The 18,938-nt window shown below is 37.8% G+C and carries 10 protein-coding genes; 3 read left to right on the forward strand and 7 right to left on the reverse strand.

What is annotated here, in order from left to right; all coding sequences use genetic code 11:
- Positions 1-7,847: HYR domain-containing protein (locus MR062_RS15660; RefSeq protein WP_242205980.1), on the forward strand; the 7,847-nt coding region annotated here is incomplete at its 5' end.
- 287 nt (positions 7,848-8,134) lie between these two features.
- Positions 8,135-8,923 (forward strand): hypothetical protein, encoded by a 789-nt coding sequence (locus MR062_RS15665; protein WP_242205981.1) that lies wholly within the window; start codon positions 8,135-8,137, stop codon positions 8,921-8,923.
- Between the two features lie 112 nt (positions 8,924-9,035).
- Here MR062_RS15665 and hisS read toward each other — a convergent pair whose 3' ends face one another.
- The 6 genes from hisS to rpsF form a co-directional block, all read right to left on the reverse strand.
- Positions 9,036-10,406, reverse strand: a complete 1,371-nt coding sequence (gene hisS, locus MR062_RS15670) for a histidine--tRNA ligase (protein WP_242205983.1) — start codon at positions 10,404-10,406, stop codon at positions 9,036-9,038.
- Between the two features lie 242 nt (positions 10,407-10,648).
- Positions 10,649-11,116 (reverse strand): DUF6495 family protein, encoded by a 468-nt coding sequence (locus MR062_RS15675; RefSeq protein WP_242205985.1) that lies wholly within the window; start codon positions 11,114-11,116, stop codon positions 10,649-10,651.
- A gap of 107 nt (positions 11,117-11,223) precedes the next feature.
- Positions 11,224-14,337, reverse strand: coding sequence for a TonB-dependent receptor (locus tag MR062_RS15680; RefSeq protein ID WP_242205987.1), 3,114 nt, complete (start codon positions 14,335-14,337; stop codon positions 11,224-11,226).
- A gap of 124 nt (positions 14,338-14,461) precedes the next feature.
- Positions 14,462-14,914 (reverse strand): 50S ribosomal protein L9, encoded by a 453-nt coding sequence (rplI, locus tag MR062_RS15685; protein ID WP_242205988.1) that lies wholly within the window; start codon positions 14,912-14,914, stop codon positions 14,462-14,464.
- 13 nt (positions 14,915-14,927) lie between these two features.
- Positions 14,928-15,224: a 30S ribosomal protein S18 gene (gene rpsR / locus MR062_RS15690; RefSeq protein ID WP_242205990.1), complete on the reverse strand. Its 297-nt coding sequence runs from the start codon at positions 15,222-15,224 to the stop codon at positions 14,928-14,930.
- Positions 15,225-15,226: 2 nt separating this feature from the next.
- Positions 15,227-15,565, reverse strand: coding sequence for a 30S ribosomal protein S6 (rpsF, locus tag MR062_RS15695; protein WP_242205992.1), 339 nt, complete (start codon positions 15,563-15,565; stop codon positions 15,227-15,229).
- Between the two features lie 195 nt (positions 15,566-15,760).
- On the opposite strand from rpsF, the gene MR062_RS15700 reads away from it, so the two are divergent.
- Positions 15,761-16,456, forward strand: a complete 696-nt coding sequence (locus MR062_RS15700; protein ID WP_242205994.1) for a LytR/AlgR family response regulator transcription factor — start codon at positions 15,761-15,763, stop codon at positions 16,454-16,456.
- Between the two features lie 25 nt (positions 16,457-16,481).
- On the opposite strand, the gene priA is transcribed toward MR062_RS15700, so the two are convergent.
- Positions 16,482-18,935, reverse strand: coding sequence for a replication restart helicase PriA (gene priA, locus MR062_RS15705; RefSeq protein ID WP_242205996.1), 2,454 nt, complete (start codon positions 18,933-18,935; stop codon positions 16,482-16,484).
- Positions 18,936-18,938: the final 3 nt, after the last annotated feature.

Genomic DNA, 18,938 nt, shown 5'->3' on the forward strand with positions numbered 1-18,938 from the left:
GAACAACTACGGATCCTACATCATATACCGAACAAGGAACCTATTCCATCACCTGGACCTATGATGATGGCAATGGCAATACTTCAACACAAACTCAAACTGTGGTGATTGATGATACAACAGCTCCTGTTATTTCCAACTGCCCCTTAAATATCACCCTTAACAATATCCCTGGGCAATGTAACAATACAGCCACTTGGACACCACCAACTGCCAGTGATAACTGTTCTGTTACAATAACCAGTACTCATAATCCTGGAGATTCCTTTAACGTAGGCACAACTACTGTAACCTATACTGCTACCGACCCGGCAGGGAATACTGATAGTTGTAGTTTTACAGTAACCGTAAATGATACTGAACCTCCAGTAGCACAATGCAAAGACTACACAATTATTTTAGATTCTGACGGCGCCAATACACAAGGTGACAAATTAAATACCAATGATATTAATGATGGTAGTTACGACAATTGTGGAGGCGTAAGTGTTTCCTTTGCCAATGGATGGAATGGCACAATCACTTGTAATGATGTTGGAGTTATGCAAGTGGATTTAATTGTAACCGATAATGCCGGTAACACATCAACTTGTACTGCCAATGTTACAGTTGTTGATGACATTCCCCCAACCGCTATATGTAGAGCAACTCCTTTAACAGTTCAACTAGACAATACTGGAAACTATGTTTTAGATCCAGCATTATTAGATAATGGTAGTCATGATGGAGACAACCCCTGCGGCGTCACTTTATCTTTAAGTCAAACAACTTTTGATTGTACAGATGTAGGATCAAATACCGTTACCTTAACAGCTACAGATGGTGGAGGCAATACAGACACCTGTACTGCTACTGTAATCGTTGAAGATAATGTACAGCCCAATGCTGTATGCCAAGCATACACCGTATATTTAGATTCCAATGGAAATGGTTCTCTAACCGCTGATGATATTGATGGTGGTTCAACTGATGCTTGTGGTATTATAAATCGCGTTGCTAGCCAAACGTCATTTGACTGTTCTGATTTAGGCTCTAATTCGATTAGATTAACCGTAACGGATTCAAATAACAATTCCTCTGATTGTTTTGCAGATGTAACTGTAGTCGATAATATCCCTCCATTTGTACCAACATTAACCGATATTACCTGGGGATGCGCCTATACGCCTGCCACACCTACTACAACCGATAATTGTACAGGTGGTAATATATCAGGTGTTTCTAACACTGCATTTCCCATTACATCAACAACAACCATTACCTGGACATTCACAGATAATGCCGGTAACGATTCAACAGCTACGCAAACCATAACTATAGACCCTGTTGTTTGTAACACAACGGTTACACAACACGTTAGTTGTTATGGAGGGTCTGATGGTATAGCTACAGTTTCAGGTTCTGGAGGAAACGGCCCTTACACTTACGATTGGGGTAGTCTGGATCCTAACGCCCTACACGCAGGAACACATACGGTAACGGTTACTGATGCTGAAGGATGTTCCAGTACATGTACTGTAACAATTAACCAGCCTACACAATTAACCTCATCCATAACATCGCAGTCCACTAATCTATTTTGCTTTGATAGCCCTCAAGGGACTGTTACTGTAGCTGGATCAAATGGCACATCGCCTTATACCTATAGTATTGATGGTGGTGCCTACCAAAGTAGTGGTACATTTAACAATTTAATTGGTGGTGCCCATACAGTAACCGTAAAGGATGCCAATGGCTGTACAACAGATCAAGCCGTTACCCTTAATGGACCTACCGAAGCACTTATTGCAGACGTACAGTTAACCGATGCAAATTGCTTTGAGCCTGGCTCTAAAGGCGTTATTGTTAATGGTCTAGGTGGTAATGGTGGATATGAATATCAAATGACAGGAGATTCTACTGTGTCTTGGACAACAGATGGTGATTTTGGAGGACTACTTGATGGAACTTATTATTTCCAAGTAAGAGACTCGCAAAATTGTTTATCTGATCCTGTTGAAGTTGTGATTAATGAATCAACTCGTGTTAAAGTAGAAATTCCAAGTTGGCAAAATCCTTTATGTCATAGCGAAGCTTCTGGTAGCGCCAGTGGTGTTGTTTCTGGAGGTAAAGCCCCTTATACTTATTTGTGGGATGACCCGAGCGAACAGACCACTTTAGCTGCTACAGGTTTGGCTGCTGGAACCTACACATTAACCGTTACAGATTTTTATAACTGTCCTGTCACAGCAACTGTAACCATATCAGAGCCTGATGAGATTATATTATCTGAAAGCCACACTAATGTTACTTGTTATAATGGTAATGATGGCTCAATAACTTTATCTGTAACTGGTGGGGTTGGCCCTTATTTATATAGTAAAAATGGCGGTGCTACAACCTCTAATAATGTGTTTTCAAACTTAACGGACGGCACTTATACTATGGGCGTAGTTGATGCCAATGGATGTGAAAAAGAAATTGATGTTGTTATAACCGAATCTACTGAAATTACAGCCACGTTCACAACAGACACTAATGGTTGTGCCAACACAAATAGTGGTACTGCTACAGTTAGCCCTACTGGCGGCGTAGGACCATACACTTATTTATGGAGTAATGGCCAAACCTCACAAACAGCCACAAACCTTGCTCCTGGCAATTATAATGTTACTATTACAGATGCAAGTGGATGTGATGTTATAGAGTCAGTCACTTACTCAGACCCTACCGCTTTATCTGTCTCTATGGCAACAACCGTTACTTCTGGTGTTGGTCAATCGGACGGTACTGCAACTGCGACCCCTAGTGGCGGTGTTGGTCCTTATTCCTATTCTTGGAGCAACGGACAAACCACTGCGACGGCAACAGGTCTGGTTCAAGGTTCTTATTCAGTTACTGTAACAGACAGCAAAGGCTGTCAAGTTGTAGGAAATGTTATTGTTGCTGATATTATTGATATTGTTTTAGATTATGAAGCAGCTTGCGACCCAAATGAATCAGTAGACCTTCAACACTTATATATTAGATTACTTGATGTTAACGGCAATCCTTTAATAACTGGTGGATATGGAAACTTGACCTATTCTTGGAGTTTTGGAGCCAATTCCAGTCTTCTAGGCAACAATCCTGATGATAACTCAACCAAAGAAATTATATACTCCATAGGAGGTAACAAAACTGTAGCCCTTACAGTTACTGATGATTCTGGACAATCCGTTAGTTATTCATTCAATATTTTTATTGATTCCTGTATTGAGTTTGATGTTGCATGCGATCGTTGTGTTTCACAAGATTATCAGCTATTGGATTGGTATATTGGAGATGCCAACGGAAACCAACTCGGTTCATGCGGCTCACCTGGAACAATAATTTCAGAACCTATATATATATGGTTTTATTTGGATCATGGCGATAATACCAACTACAACCTGAATGTGGTAGCAGAATATGTAACCACTCACCCATTAACTGGAGAAGTTACGGTAGAATCCATTGAAGAATGTTTATATGAAGGTGAGAAAATTGGAACAGGGGCGGCCTATTTATTTATTGACGACAATTATGTTTGTGGTAGTACGATTGAAATTTCTAAATTCTTAATTTCTTGGACCAAGTTGGCTAAAACACCATGTGGCCAACGTGAACCAAAGTGTTTTTGTCCTGGATTTGATATTGCCGTAAGCTCACCTTTAACAGCCATTGCTACAGCAACTGATATTTCATGCTACGCAGGCACAAACGATGGAACAGCCACAGTTGAAGCCTTTGGCGGAACGCCTCCTTATAGCTATTTATGGACTACCTCAGATGGTAGCGGTTTAGACACAACAGCCAAAGACCAAACAGGATTAAGCCCTGGAACATATACGGTAACGGTTACCGATTCCAACACCTATTACGACGAGGATTTAGAAATGACCGTTTCAGACCCGTATACCTTTACTACTTCTGTGACTGTTGGAGAACCAGCAGAGCTTTCAATTGTTAGTTTCGACCCTAATGTACCCCCTTGTCATGGAGGCTCTAATGGCTATGCGCAGGCAAATGTAACGGGTGGAACCGAACCATATACCTATGCTTGGTCTAATGGCCAAACCACACAAACAGCAACTAATTTAAGCGCAGGCACTTATACTGTAATCGTTACTGATGCTAATGGTTGTACAGATTCAGACTCTGTTATTATTACAGATCCACCGTTATTAACAGCTGCGGCTACAGGTGAAGAACCGCTCTGTTATGGAGACAGTAATGGTACTGCAACCGTAACACCAAATGGAGGCACTCCTGGGTATACATACCTATGGAATGATGGTCAAACAACCCAAACAGCCACAGGCTTAGTAGCTGGAAGCTACTCTGTAATAGTTACTGACGCCAATGATTGTACTACAACCGCTAGCGTAACTATTGGCCAACCTACTGCATTAAATGCAAGCACAGGAAAAACAAATGTAACCTGTAACGGAGCTGCAAATGGTACGGCAACTATAAATGTTGCTGGAGGAACACCTCCATACTCATATTCTTGGGATAACGGACAAACAACGCAAACAGCAACAGCATTAGCACCAGGAACCTATAATGTTATAGCAACAGATGCTAACGGCTGTGAAATTTCAAGAAACGTCACCATTACCCAACCAACTGCACTAACATTATCAACAGAATTTAATGAACCACAATGTTACAATGGTGCCAATGGTGGCACAGCAAAAATTTACCCTTCTGGTGGTACAGCACCTTATTCTTATTTATGGAGTGATGGTCAAACCACCCAGACCGCTATTAATTTAGCGGTTGGCACCTATACCGTTACAGTTACAGACGCCAATGGATGTAATGAATATGCTTCCATTGATGTAACTCAACCATTGGAAACTTTTGCAAGTGCAGGACCAGACCAAGATTTAAGCGTTGAGAATTGCGGTGTTGTAACAACGACTTTAAGTGCCTCAGGAACAGATTCTGATGGTAACGTATTACAGGGAGCTTGGGATATTATATCTGGGACAGGAGGTAGTTTTTCGGATAACACCAACCCCAATGCTATTTTTACTGGTCAAGCAGGGACAACATACCAACTAATCTGGGAAATAGATTGTGCGCAAGATGTTGTAGAGATTACTTTTGGTGAAGGATGTAACACACTAGACTTTGATGGCGATAACGACCACGTTACTTTCCACGATCAGTATAATGTAAGCTCTAACTTTAGTTTTGAAATTTGGATTAAGCCAGATCCAAATCAAAATGATGGTGGTGCCAACAATGCCATTCAAACGATTTTATCAAAAAGAGATGCAACCGACCTCACGCATGGTTACGATTTAAGACTACAAGGCACTAGTTTATCCTTTAATTATAACGGAAGTGGTATAACGGCATCAAATGCTTTAAGTACCACTAGATGGTATCATATCGCAGTGACTTTCGACGGCTCTAACTATATACTTTATGTAGATGGCATTCAAGTGGGTACAGGAAGTGGCTCTGCCCCAACATCTAACAGCTATGAATTTATGTTAGGTGCAATGGATCAAAATCCAGCTGGAGGCAATCCAAACCCTGTGAATTATTACAGTGGCTGGATGCAAGAACTTCGTGTATGGAACGTAGCACTTACCAAAGAACAAATACGACATATGATGAACCAAACTATAGAAAGCAATGGTACGGCTACTAGAGGTACTGTTGTTCCAATAGATATTCCTGGTTTAAACTGGTCGAGCTTGGATGGCTACTATAGGATGCTTCAACCTACTGCCCTCTCAGGAACAGGATATTTGCTTTCTACATTTGGAATTGGCCCTGATGGACAAATGCGTAATATTGAAACAACACAAGAAGAGACCGCACCGGTACCTTACTTTACCGATGAAGATGGTAATTGGAATGCAGTAAACACAGGAAATAATGACGCTGCCTCTCCTTGGCAATGGGGACACTCTGTATGGGATCACCCAAATAGTACTGGCATAGATGGCTCTCCAATTGATTGGAATATTGTTAGGACAGAACATAATGTAACCTCAGACACACAAGATGTAACTGTTTTAGGTTTATTAGTAAATAGTAACGAGCTAACCATTACTGGCCCTGGAACCCAGGACGAAACTAATGATGGCACAGGATTATGGGTAACACACTACCTTAGATTGGATGGCCAAATTGATTTGGTAGGTGAATCTCAATTGGTTCAAAAAAGATATACGCCTACTCAAGTAAACGAAAGTATTTTAGATGTGATGAGTAGTGGTTTCTTAGAACGCGACCAACAAGGCACCAACAATCCCTATAATTATAACGATTGGGGATCACCTGTAGGACCACAAATTGTTGGAAGCAATAATAACCCAAGAACCATTGGAGGTATCTTGCGTGACGGAACCAATACAAATCTCCCAAAAACAATAAACTGGATAAGCTACCATACAGCTTCTAATTCAGACCCTATAACCGTAAGTACGCGCTGGCTGTACACCTATGAGAATTACGCAACAAATACTTATGCTGCATGGAATCGTGTAGGTAGTGGTAGTTCTATTAATGCTGGTCTTGGTAATTTAATGAAAGGAAGTGCTGTAAACTACACCCCTGGTGTTGCTGGTACACAAAACTATGTGTTTGTAGGCAAACCCAACAACAATACCATAACGACCCCAATAAATGTGAATAACGATGCCTTAGTGGGCAATCCATATCCATCTGCCATCGATGCCAATGCTTTTATTGATGATAATGGTCCATTGGGATCCAATGCCATTTCTGGATCATTATACTTCTGGGATCATTATGTAGGTAACAACACCCATATTTTGAGGGATTACCTTGCAGGCTTTGCCGTATTAAACAAAGTTGGGGGTATTGCTGCAACCACTCCGCCTCCAACCGTGGAAGGCTACACAATTACCGGAGGAACAGGTACTAAAGTTCCAGAACGTTACATTCCTGTTGGACAAGGCTTCTATGTAAAAGCTGTTGATGAGGATTTAACTGATTCTGAAGCTCCCATTGGAGGTCTTGTTGAATTTAATAACGACCAACGGGTATTTAAAAGAGAAGAAGTAACTGGATTTGGGTCTAATTCAGGATCTGTATTCTTTAAATCATCAGGAAATAAAAAAGGCAAAAACAACAATGCTCCGCCTAAAGAAAGTTCGGAAGACATCAAACGTTTACGTATAGATTTTATATCTCCCAAAGGTGCTATACGCCCATTGTTATTAGGTTTTGTTTCCGGTGGTGAAGCGACAGACGATTTTGATTATGGTTACGATGCTCCAAAACACAATAATCTTCCTGACGATTTATTATGGCTCATTAACGACAGAAAATTTGAAATCCAAGGGGTTGGTGATTTCGACGAAACCAAATTACTTCCATTAGGCTTATACCTAAAAAATGGAGGAAAAATAGAAATTGCCTTAAATGCTTTGGAAGGATTAGATCCAAGCACTAAAGTCTATGTTTATGATGCCCTTCTGGGAACTTACGCTAAAATTAACAATAAAAGTTTCGAGATTGAAATCGATCCAGGAAATTACTTGGATAGATTCTATATAACGTTCCAAAAAGACAATTCTTTATCTGCAAATGAAGAACTAGTAAATACAACCAGTATTAATTATTTGAGAAACAGTAGGGAAATATATATTTCTACAGTTAATCAAACAGAAATAAAACAGGTGTATTTGTTGAATATTTTAGGACAAACCATCAAAACGTGGAATAGTACAAATAGTAAAGGATTTACTTCTAATGAAATAAAAATTCCTGTAGGCTCTGTTGCAGAAGGTAGCTATATTGTAAAAGTCCAAACCGATCTTGGTAGTATCAACAAAAAAATTGTAATTAGCCAATAAAGCAATATTGCAATAAGGAATAACTAAAAATGGTAAAGGCTGAATTCTAATCCAAAAAGAATTCTGCCTTTTTCTTTTTCAAAATCTGTCCTAATTTTTTAATTATAGTATGCATTCTTAGTTCTTAAACCACACCTTCAACACCTACCTCTTCAAGAAAGCATAATATTACAATTTAATACGAAAATGCATTTCATCGATTATTTTTGTATTTCATAGGTTTTTTGGTTTAAAAAACTTATTTTAGCTGTGATAAATTAACCCAACATTCATCTAACCCCAAATTAATGATGAAAGCAACCTACATAAAATCATGGTTTCTCCTTTTGGCTATAACTTTGATGGGCTATCAAGGGTTACATGCCCAGGATGAGATGCAAAAACTACAACTGGACTTTACGACGCCCAATGGTTATGTTCGTCATATTTTACTAGGTTTTACACCAGACAACAGTGCTACCGATGGCTATGATTATGGTTACGATTCATTAAACGTATATCCATTCACCGATGATTTAGATTGGACCATTGAAAACAAACGCTATGTTATACAAGGGGTTGGAGCTTTTGATGATACTAAAACATACCCTCTCGGTTTATATTTAACAAATTCAGGAAATATTAAAATAGATTTAGCAGGCACTTATAATTTCGATTCATCAATAAATGTCTTCATCTATGATGCCGTGCTAGACACCTATACACAAATCAATGATTCAGATTACGCATCTTATATGGAAAGTGGCGAGTATGTAGATCGGTTTTATGTAACCTTTAATAATAGCGCCAAATCGAGCTTTGCAAAAAGTAGCCTTTCCAATCCAGATGAAACGTTAGAGCATGCCCAGATAAATTTCTTAAGAAATACCAAAGAACTGTTTATAAAAACCAAAACAGGAAATAATATAAACGCTATTACTATTTATGACATTAACGGCAAAAAACAATTTTCATTAAATAATTTAAGGGACAGTTTTGTAAAAACAAGTTTAGACCATTTGAACAACAGTTATTGCATAGTCGCAGTAGAAACCGATGACGGAAAAGTGTCCTCAAAACAACTTATAATAAATTAACCATTAAAAGACCTATGCACTAAGTTTTAGTTGGATTTTGTTTGAGTTAGTCATGTTAGTCCCAAATCTACCATTAACTCTACAAATAAAAAGAGCCCAAATTGGGCTCTTTTTATTTTACCTTTAAAACCAAATCCTCCAAAGAAACCTTTAACTGTTCTCCAGATCCCATAATTTTTAAAGTGTATGTATTTGAAGCCATTTCCTGCTCTCCCACTAAAACCACAAAAGGAATATGACGTTTATTGGCATGGTTCATCTGCTTTTTCATTTTAGCCGCATCTGGGTATAGTTCTGCATTAACACCATTTAAACGCAATTGCTTAATAGCCTTAAGTGAAAACAACGCTTCGGCTTCTCCAAAATTAATGAACAGGACGTCAATATTTTTAGTTACCGTTTTCGGGAAAAGATTCAACTCTTCCAACACCAAATAAATACGATCTAAACCAAAGCTAATCCCTACACCACTCATATCCTTCATCCCAAAAATGCCAGTTAGGTCATCATAACGGCCTCCGCCTCCTATGGATCCTATTTTTACGGTTTTAGGGGCAGACACTTCAAAAATAGCCCCTGTATAGTAATTTAAACCTCGTGCCAAGGTAACGTCTAATTGCAAACTGGCAGTTGTTAAACCTAATTCTGAAATAGCAGAATCTATAAATGCCAGCTCTTCTATTCCTTTTAGCCCAACTTCAGATGTTGATAAAATCGCTTTTAAGCTTTCTATTTGCGCTTCAAAAGTACCTGATAATGAAAATAAAGGTTGTAATTTAGTAATTCCATCTTCTGAAATACCCTTAGACAACATTTCCTCCTTTACTTTTTCCTCTCCTATTTTATCCAATTTATCCAATGCTACCGTAAAATCTATAAGCTTATCACTAGCACCAATAACCTCTGCGATACCAGAAAGGATCTTACGGTTATTAATTTTTATGGTAACACCTTCTAGTTTTAATGCGGTAAAAACACTATCGTATAATTGGATAAACTCTACTTCTTGCCAAAGCGATTTGCTCCCTACAACATCGGCATCGCATTGGTAAAATTCTCTAAACCTTCCTTTTTGTGGCCTATCGGCTCGCCATACAGGTTGTATTTGGTAACGTTTAAACGGGAACTCTATCTCGTTTTGGTGTTGTACCACATAACGCGCAAAAGGCACCGTTAAATCGTAGCGTAGGGCTTTTTCGGAGATACTGGCTGTTAATTTATTTGAGTCTTTATTGTCAATGGCTTCTTGATTAGCTTTCGCTAAATAATCTCCCGAATTCAGAATCTTAAAAATGAGTCGGTCACCTTCATCGCCATATTTGCCCATTAAAGTTTCAGAATTTTCAAAACTTGGGGTTTCTATAGGTTGAAATCCAAACGTTTCGAAAGTGCTACGAATGGTATTGAATATATAATTACGTTTGGCTACCTGTTCTGGATTAAAATCTCGGGTACCTTTAGGAATGCTTGGTTTTTGAGCCATATCAATGCCTGATAAATCAGGTATCTTTTTAATTATTCAAAATATTTATAGTGGATTCCTGCCTGTGCAGAAATGACAAAAATAATAGTTTTAATGGATTCCTGACTGCTCAGGAACGACAATTTGGTTTATGGATTTATCATTGCGAGCTTTTTCACAAAAAAAGCGTGGCAACCTCTAAAATCTAATTAGCGACTTAATTTTAATGGAATTACTTTAATCATTCTTCTCGCGTCATGATGCTAATTAATAAGCTTATCAAAATACTTGTACAAATCACCTTTAGTGATTACGGCACCTTGTTCGATCATTTTAAACTTATCTAAATTTTTATCGTCGCTATAATCCTTATCGGCTTGAAAGAACTCTACATTATCATCCATTAAATGCTCTCGAAGCCACTGATACCCTTCCTTAGTGGTAATATCCACATCGTTTTTAACGTTTAAAACAATAGCACTCATTTTATCCTCTCTTAAATGGAACAAGTACATATGCTGTGCCGAGATATGTTCTAAAAATTCGGCCTGGTTTAAAACACCTTCCCAAATAAGGTCACTAAACACATCCAGCTCTGTTTCTGCCAATTCTGGTTTGTTCTGCTTTAAATTGTCCCACTCATCTGCTGTAATGGATTGGGTTGCTAAAAAATTAATGAACTCTTGGTGTAATTCTTCAAATTGTTCTTTGGTAAGTCTGGAATACTTCATGCCTTGTGTCTATTCTTGTCTTTTAACATACTGATGCAAATTATTATAAAAAAAAAATGCGCCCTTACAATTAAGAGCGCAAATTTAATAATATTAAAACTAGCATTCTAGAAAATATAGCGTAAACCAAACTGTGCCTGCCATCTGGATGCCAAACCGGAGTCGTATACAAAGGTTTTGGTTAAATTTTCATTAAATGAATATGTTGGAACGCCATTGCCATCAACAGTCACCCCTATAGGCTGTACACTATTAGGTTGTTGAATAACACCCCAATCTGAATTGATTAAGTTCCCAATATTTAAAACATCCAAACTTAACTGAACCGTATTGGTTTTGTCTTTAGACACTTTAAAATTAAAATCCTGTAAAATTTTAATATCCCAACGTCCTCGCCATGGTGCCAATGCGCCGTAACGCTCGGCATACTTCCCACGACGACCGTTTAAATAATCGTCCTGTTGTATATAAGCCTCTAAAGCTGCTGCATCGCCAGTACCTTCAAACTGCATTTGGTTAATCTCGCTTGGTGTAGGGATATATATTAAATCGTTTAAACTGGAACCATCGCCATTTATATCTCCTCCATAGGTATAATTAAAGCGACCGCCCTGGGCATATTCAAAGAATGTGGATATGGTTGTGGCCAATTTATCATTCGCATAGGTCCATTTTTTAGTGGCAACCCCAATAAACCTATGAGTATCTCCATATTTAGAAAAACCTAAGACATCATTATTAACGTTTCCAACTACCGGATTGCCGTTAAAGGCATCACTGGTAATTTCTGCTTCTATAGAATTGACATCTTTTGCATTTAAATAGCTGTAGGCAAGCATGGCATACAAGCCTTTATCAAATGTTTTCTGCGCCTTAAAGGAGGCATTCCAGATACGTCCTTTATCTGAGTTTGTAAACACATAAGGGCCATCACCTACAAAACCGTCAAAAGTTACCACATCATCTGGTTTATAAATAGGTCTATTGTCTATGCCCTGTAATGTTCCTGAAGGTGGTAATACTCCCCAATGTTGTACATGAGGACCATTAATATCCTTAGTACAGGAAAGATCGGCTGTTAATATCAGCCCATTTTCCAATCTTTTATCTACTCCTAAATTAGTACGCCACACTTGGGGGAATTGGTAATTTGGATCTACAGCTTGTAAGAAAAATGCATCTGGATTTGCTATCTGGTTACCTAACCACACAAAAGGGAAACGTCCTGTAAACAACCCAGAACCGCCACGCAATTGAAATGTATCGTCTCCATTAACATCATAATTAAAACCAACTCTAGGCGAAATTAGCCAATCGTTGTTGGGCATTTGTGTGTTATCAATTGTTACCCGTTGCCCTGTATTTGGATTGTAATAGGAAACATCTGGTAGTACAAAACCTCTATCAATCACTTCTTGTGCTTTTTCAGCAGAGTCAAAGAACAATGGCTTATCTACTCGTATTCCATAGGTAAGTTTAAGCTTTTCCGTTATATTCCATTCGTCTTGCACATAAAATGCCAATTGACCAACATTTGTTTCTGCCAATGCCCAACCTCCTGGTGTTCCTTCTGGAACAGCATTATTAGCTTCAAAGGTATCTTTAGGTGTATCAAAATCGTAAGCACTAGCATCAAAATCGGCTATATCTACACTGCCAAAGAGGTCAAAACCATAGCTTACTAAATTAAATGAGTTATCAAACTGAAATTTCTCAAATGAAAACCCAACAGTATAGGTATGGTCTCCTTTATAAAAATTCAGATTATCGGTAAACTGAAATACTTTTTGATCCAACCTGTTGTGGACTGAAAAAGGCTCATGTCCGGCAATAATATAATTAGACCCGCCTTTTGTTATATTAATTGAAGGCGCTGGAACTGAAAAAGGGTTTCTAAAATCGTTAAAATGCGTATACCCTACCTGCAATTTATTTGAAGCACTTTCTGATAATGTTGAATTCAATTCTATTTGGACAGACCTTAGTTCATTATTAATTTCATAACCAGAATTTTGGAACTGCAATGTATTGGCATTAGGCCCCCTAAATGCTATAGCTGTTGGGTGTGCGGGCTTTTCTTTTGACGCATTTAGAAAATTATAAATAATGGCTAAACGATTATTATCATTAATATTCCAATCTAGTTTAAAGATGCCTTTTGTTGATTCTGATGCATGTGTAAACCCTTCGTATGCTCCTGGGTCATAACCAGCAGCCAATAATGCATCCCTCACAGCAATTAAATCGCTTTCTAAAACCCTGGATTCATTAACTGCTCCAGATCCTGTATTAGGCGTCCACCCATTAGTTCCAAGATCATCTCTTTCATCTCTTTCAAAATTTGCAAAAAAGAACAGCTTATTTTTAACTATGGGCCCTCCAATACTTAGGCCATACTGCGTTTGGTTTAGATCTGGTCTGGCAACTTCTTCTCCCTTAATTTTTTTTCCAGTCATTTTTTCATTTCGGGTAAAGCCATAAACCGTTCCTTTAAATTCGTTCGTACCACTTTTTGTAACGGCATTAACAGAAGCCCCAGTAAACCCAGACTGGGTCACATCATATGGCGCTGTAGTAACCTGTATTTGGTCTATTGCATCTAACGAGATAGGCTGTGCCTCAGTTTGTCCTCCCGGAGTGGCCGCATCTAATCCAAACGGATTATTAAAAATGGCTCCGTCCAATGAAAAGTTGTTAAATTGATCGTTTCTACCCCCAAAAGATCCTCCACTGGCGGTTGGCTCTATTCGGGTAAAATCTGCCTGGGACCTAGTTATGGTAGGTAGTCTAGTGATTTCTCTCCTTCCAACACTCGTTTCTGCCCCTGTTCTATCACTTCCAAAAGTTCCGGTTCCTCCAGTACCTTGAATAACCACAGCATCCAATTGCTGACTTTCTTCCACCAATACAACATCTATATTTTGTGTTTTTCCCAATGTTAAATGCACATCATTAAACACTTGTTCTTGATATCCCACAAAACTAATAGTTATAGAGTATGGTCCCCCTACCCTTAAGTTTAGCAAATTAAATCTACCATCGATATTAGATGCCGCACCATACTTTGTTCCTGTTGGCGTATGTATGGCTAAGACATTAGCACCTGGAAGTGGTTCTGAATTTTGGTCTGTAATAAGCCCTTTAATGTTTGATGTTGTTACTTGCGAAAAAGTAAGTAATACAAAAAAGGAAAAAAAAATAGAAAGGATAGCTTTTTTCATTTTAGCTGAGTTTTTGTTAATTGAGTTAGTTATTTATTATGCACGCATAAAAAGACTATCAAATTTAATAAAAAAAAGGCTACCTTTTGGGTAGCCTTTCTTAATAAAAACTTTATTTATAATCCTAGTTTGCCTGTGCAATAACTTCAAAAGGTAACTCTACAGTCACTTCTCTATGTAAACGTACTATAGCGGTATATTTACCTAGACGTTTTACATTTCCACCAATCACATTGATGAATTTCTTGTCTATCTCATGCCCTTCTTTTTCTAAAGCAGCAGCAACATCAATATTATTTACAGAACCAAATAATTTATCTCCAGCACCAACTTTAGAAGTTATCTTAACCTCTAATGCTTTTAATGCTTCAGCTATTTTATTGGCATCGTCAACAATTTTCTTTTCTTTAAAAGCTCTTTGCTTTAAGTTCTCTGCCAATACTTTTTTAGCAGATGGCGTCGCTAAAATTGCTTGCCCTTGAGGAATTAAATAATTTCTACCATAACCGTTCTTAACTGTTACAACATCGTCTTTAAATCCTAAGTTTTCAACGTCTTGTTTTAATATAAGTTCCATTGTTATCGGTATTTTATTTTAATAAATCTGCTACGTAAGGCATTAAAGCCAAGTGACGTGCTCTTTTTACAGCTACAGATACCTTTCTTTGATACTTTAAAGAGGTTCCTGTTAAGCGACGTGGTAAAATTTTACCTTGCTCGTTTACAAACTTTAATAAGAAATCTGGATCTTTATAGTCTATGTACTTAATACCAGACTTTTTAAAACGACAGTATTTCTTTTGTTTGTTGGTTTCTATATTAAGCGGAGTTAAATACCTGATTTCTCCGTCTTTTTTTCCTTTTGCTTGTTGATCTATTGACGACATAATTAAGCTTTTACTTTAAGTTTTTCTCTTCTTCTTTCTGCCCAAGCAACAGCATGCTTGTCCAGTTTAACGGTTAAGTAACGCATAAAACGCTCATCGCGCTTAAACTCCAATTCCAATTGGCCAATTACATCACCTGCCACAGTGTACTCAAACAAATGGTAAAAACCACTTTTCTTGTTTTGGATAGGGTAGGCTAATTTTTTTAGTCCCCAATCTTCTTTAGATACCATCTTAGCCCCTTTAGAAACAAGAAAATCTTCGTATTTCTTTACTGTTTCCTTTATCTGCTCATCAGATAAAACGGGATTTAAGATGAAAACAGTTTCATAATGATTCATAAAAATCTGATTTATTGTTAAAAATGGGTGCAAAAATAACTAAATATTTCATATATTGCAAGTGTAACCCAACTTATTACGCAGCCTTTTTCAAATGTTAAAATTTTGTTAAATCAAGCATTTAATCGATGATTTTTGGTTTTTAACCGAATTTTTTGTACTATTGTCGATACTTAACCGAAATATTAAAATGTTATGACTTTAAACTGTGTAGTAGTAGACGACTCGGCAATACAGCGTCTCTCGATAGTTAAATTGGTAGAGAACCACCCGTCTCTAAATTTAATTGCAGAGTATAGTAGTGCTCTAGAAACAAAGAATGGTTTAAATACGCACCAAGTTGACCTTATCTTTTTAGATATTGAAATGCCTGTATTAAATGGGTTTGAACTTCTAGACGTATTAAATAACAAACCTCAAATTATTTTTGTAACCGGTAAAACCGAATATGCATTTAAAGCATTTAACTACGATGCTACCGATTACCTACATAAACCTATTACCAAGGAACGTTTCAACACTTCTGTTGAAAAAGCTCTTGAGCAACACAAACTAAAATTAGACTTTAACGAGGAAGATGGCGAACACATCTTTGTTAAGAGTAATCTTAAAAAACGTAAAGTTTACATTAAAGATATTAAATGGATTGAAGCGCTTGGTGATTATGTAAAATTAGTTACCGAAGAGACAAGCCTGGTTGTTTTATCTACAATGAAAGCTTTTGAAAAAGAATTACCAGAAAATAAGTTTTTAAGAATCCATAAATCTTATATCGTTAATCTGGACAAGATCGATCGATTCAATAGTAAAAATGTTGAAGTTGGTGCTTATGAGATTCCTTTAAGCAGGAACAAAAAAACCCAACTGGTTGATGCCTTAAATAACATTTAGAGATTTTGAAATAATCTATCTCTCACTAAAAGTTGTCAACATTTAAAATCGTTTTAACCGACCTAAATTCTTTAATACTGAAGAAGCTGTTATTTATTTTAATAATAGCTTCTTTTGTTTTTGATAAGGATTGCCCTTGAGGTATTTTTATCAAAATGTTTTTATGGTACTGGTTCCTTATTCTTGAAATAGGTGGCGACTCGGGACCAAGAACATAATCTGCAAAAACTTGGCGCAACGATTTTGCCAACCAAATTGAAGCTTGCTCTACCCTATTAAAATCTTTATGCTTTAAGGTTATCTTTATCAATTTATAAATTGGCGGGTACTTAAAATTATATCTGTCGTTCAACTGCTCCTTAAACATATCTATATAATTGTTTGTAGAGACCTGTTGCAAAATATTATGATGAGGGTTATACGTTTGAATTAACACCTTGCCACGCTCATTGGTACGCCCTGCTCTCCCAGCAACCTGCATCATTAACTGGAAGCTTCGTTCATGCGCCCTAAAATCGGGGAAATTTAGCATGGTATCTGCATTCATTACACCAACCAGCTTCACGTTTCTAAAATCCAAACCCTTAGTAAGCATTTGGGTGCCTACCAAAATATCAATTTCCTGCTGCTCTAAGGCCGTGATAATCTTTTCGTACCCATATTTGCCACGCGTGGTATCCAAATCCATTCGGGCAACTTTATGGTTAGGAAACAATATTTTCACTTCCTCTTCAATCTGTTCGGTACCAAAACCCTTGGAGTCTATTTCTGAACTTCCGCAAGCTTCACAGTTTAAATGCATGACCGCATTATACCCGCAATAATGGCATCGCAATTGATTTCTATATTGATGGTATGTTAAACTTACATCGCAATTAGGGCACTGTGGAGAATGCCCGCAAGTAATGCACTCCACTATGGGAGAAAAGCCCCTTCTATTTTGAAACAATATAATTTGATAACCTTCTTCCAGAGTTTCTGCCATAGTTTCAAGAAGCGTATCACTAAAATGTCCTTTCATACGCTTACGCTTATACTTATCTTTCAAGTCTACCAATTGAATATCTGGCATTAACACATTATTAAAGCGCTTGGCTATCTCGGCAAAACCATACTTGCCCTGTTTCACATTAAAAAAACTTTCCAAACTAGGCGTGGCTGACCCTAATAGGGTTTTTGTCTGATGCATACTAGCCACAACAATAGCTGTATCACGGGCATGATAACGCGGGGCGGGATCGAATTGCTTGAAGGACTGTTCGTGTTCTTCGTCAATGATAATGAGTCCTAAATTACTAAACGGCAAAAACACCGACGACCTTGCCCCCACAACAATCTGGGCTTTTGCCACATTGTGCAACACATTATTCCAAACCTCAACACGCTCATTTGTAGTGTATTTTGAATGGTATACCGAAACACTCTCTCCAAAATAACGTTGTAGCCTACTAATAAGCTGGGTAGTCAACGCTATTTCAGGCAATAAATAAAGCACTTGCTTGCCTTGCGCTACAACATCTTCTATTAATTTTGAATAGACTTCTGTTTTGCCAGACGATGTAACTCCATGGAGCAATGTTACGTTATGGCTGGCAAACGATTTTTTTATTGCCTCCAATGCCTGGACTTGTTCTGCATTGAGCGTTTTTGTCTCCAATGCATCATTACCGGTATATTGAACCCTGTCGGTTTGAATATGATATTCCTCGAGAACCCCTTTATCTATTAAGGCCTTAATAATTGCTGACGATGCATTACTTTGGCTTGACAAATCTGCAACCTTAACCGGTTTTTTTGTTTTTGCCGCTATCGAAAACAAAGTCAGTACAACATCCTTTTGTTTATGTGCCCGCCCTAAATCTTCCAATAAATTTTGCAGTGCTGCTTCTGAAGTATAATAACCATGCAACTTCACATAACGCACCAATTTAGGCTTATACTTTTCGTAAACCTCTTCCTCCAGATAAACGGCTTTCTTTTCTATTAACCTTTTAATGGTGGGTAGCACTTGTTTTTTGTCAAGTATCCCCATAACATCCTGAATCTTTAAGGACGACTGGTGCTGCAAGGCTTCAAAAACCAAAAACTCATCATCTTCCAGCAGCGATTCATCAATAGCAGTGTCACTGGTCCTAGCTATGCTCGTCTCGCTCTCCAAAATAAAAGCACTCGGTAAAGCTGCTCGCATAACATCACCCAATGTACACATATAGTACGACGCTATCCATTGCCAAAGCTGTAACTGAAATTCATTTACCAAAGGCTTATCATCCAAAATTTGATGTATTTCCTTCGCCTCGTAAGCCGTTGGCCCCGTTTGATGGATATTGGAAACTATACCCGTATAAATTTTAGATTTCCCAAATGGCACAGCCACCCGCATGCCCTTTTTAAGAAAATTAAATTCTGAAGCCGTAATGCTATAGGTAAACAGCTTTTGAAGCGGAACAGGAATGATAACATCTATAAAATAGCCCATAAC

This window comes from Aestuariivivens insulae, assembly GCF_022662195.1.
Classification (GTDB): Bacteria; Bacteroidota; Bacteroidia; order Flavobacteriales; family Flavobacteriaceae; genus Aestuariivivens; species Aestuariivivens insulae.

What these genes read in the sequence shown, in the direction of transcription:
- MR062_RS15665 (WP_242205981.1), top strand. Translation starts at nt 8,135, where the DNA reads ATGATGAAAGCAACCTACATAAAATCATGGTTTCTCCTTTTGGCTATA.
- hisS (WP_242205983.1), bottom strand. Translation starts at nt 10,406, where the DNA reads ATGGCTCAAAAACCAAGCATTCCTAAAGGTACCCGAGATTTTAATCCA.
- MR062_RS15675 (WP_242205985.1), bottom strand. Translation starts at nt 11,116, where the DNA reads ATGAAGTATTCCAGACTTACCAAAGAACAATTTGAAGAATTACACCAA.
- MR062_RS15680 (WP_242205987.1), bottom strand. Translation starts at nt 14,337, where the DNA reads ATGAAAAAAGCTATCCTTTCTATTTTTTTTTCCTTTTTTGTATTACTT.
- rplI (WP_242205988.1), bottom strand. Translation starts at nt 14,914, where the DNA reads ATGGAACTTATATTAAAACAAGACGTTGAAAACTTAGGATTTAAAGAC.
- rpsR (WP_242205990.1), bottom strand. Translation starts at nt 15,224, where the DNA reads ATGTCGTCAATAGATCAACAAGCAAAAGGAAAAAAAGACGGAGAAATC.
- rpsF (WP_242205992.1), bottom strand. Translation starts at nt 15,565, where the DNA reads ATGAATCATTATGAAACTGTTTTCATCTTAAATCCCGTTTTATCTGAT.
- MR062_RS15700 (WP_242205994.1), top strand. Translation starts at nt 15,761, where the DNA reads ATGACTTTAAACTGTGTAGTAGTAGACGACTCGGCAATACAGCGTCTC.
- priA (WP_242205996.1), bottom strand. Translation starts at nt 18,935, where the DNA reads ATGGGCTATTTTATAGATGTTATCATTCCTGTTCCGCTTCAAAAGCTG.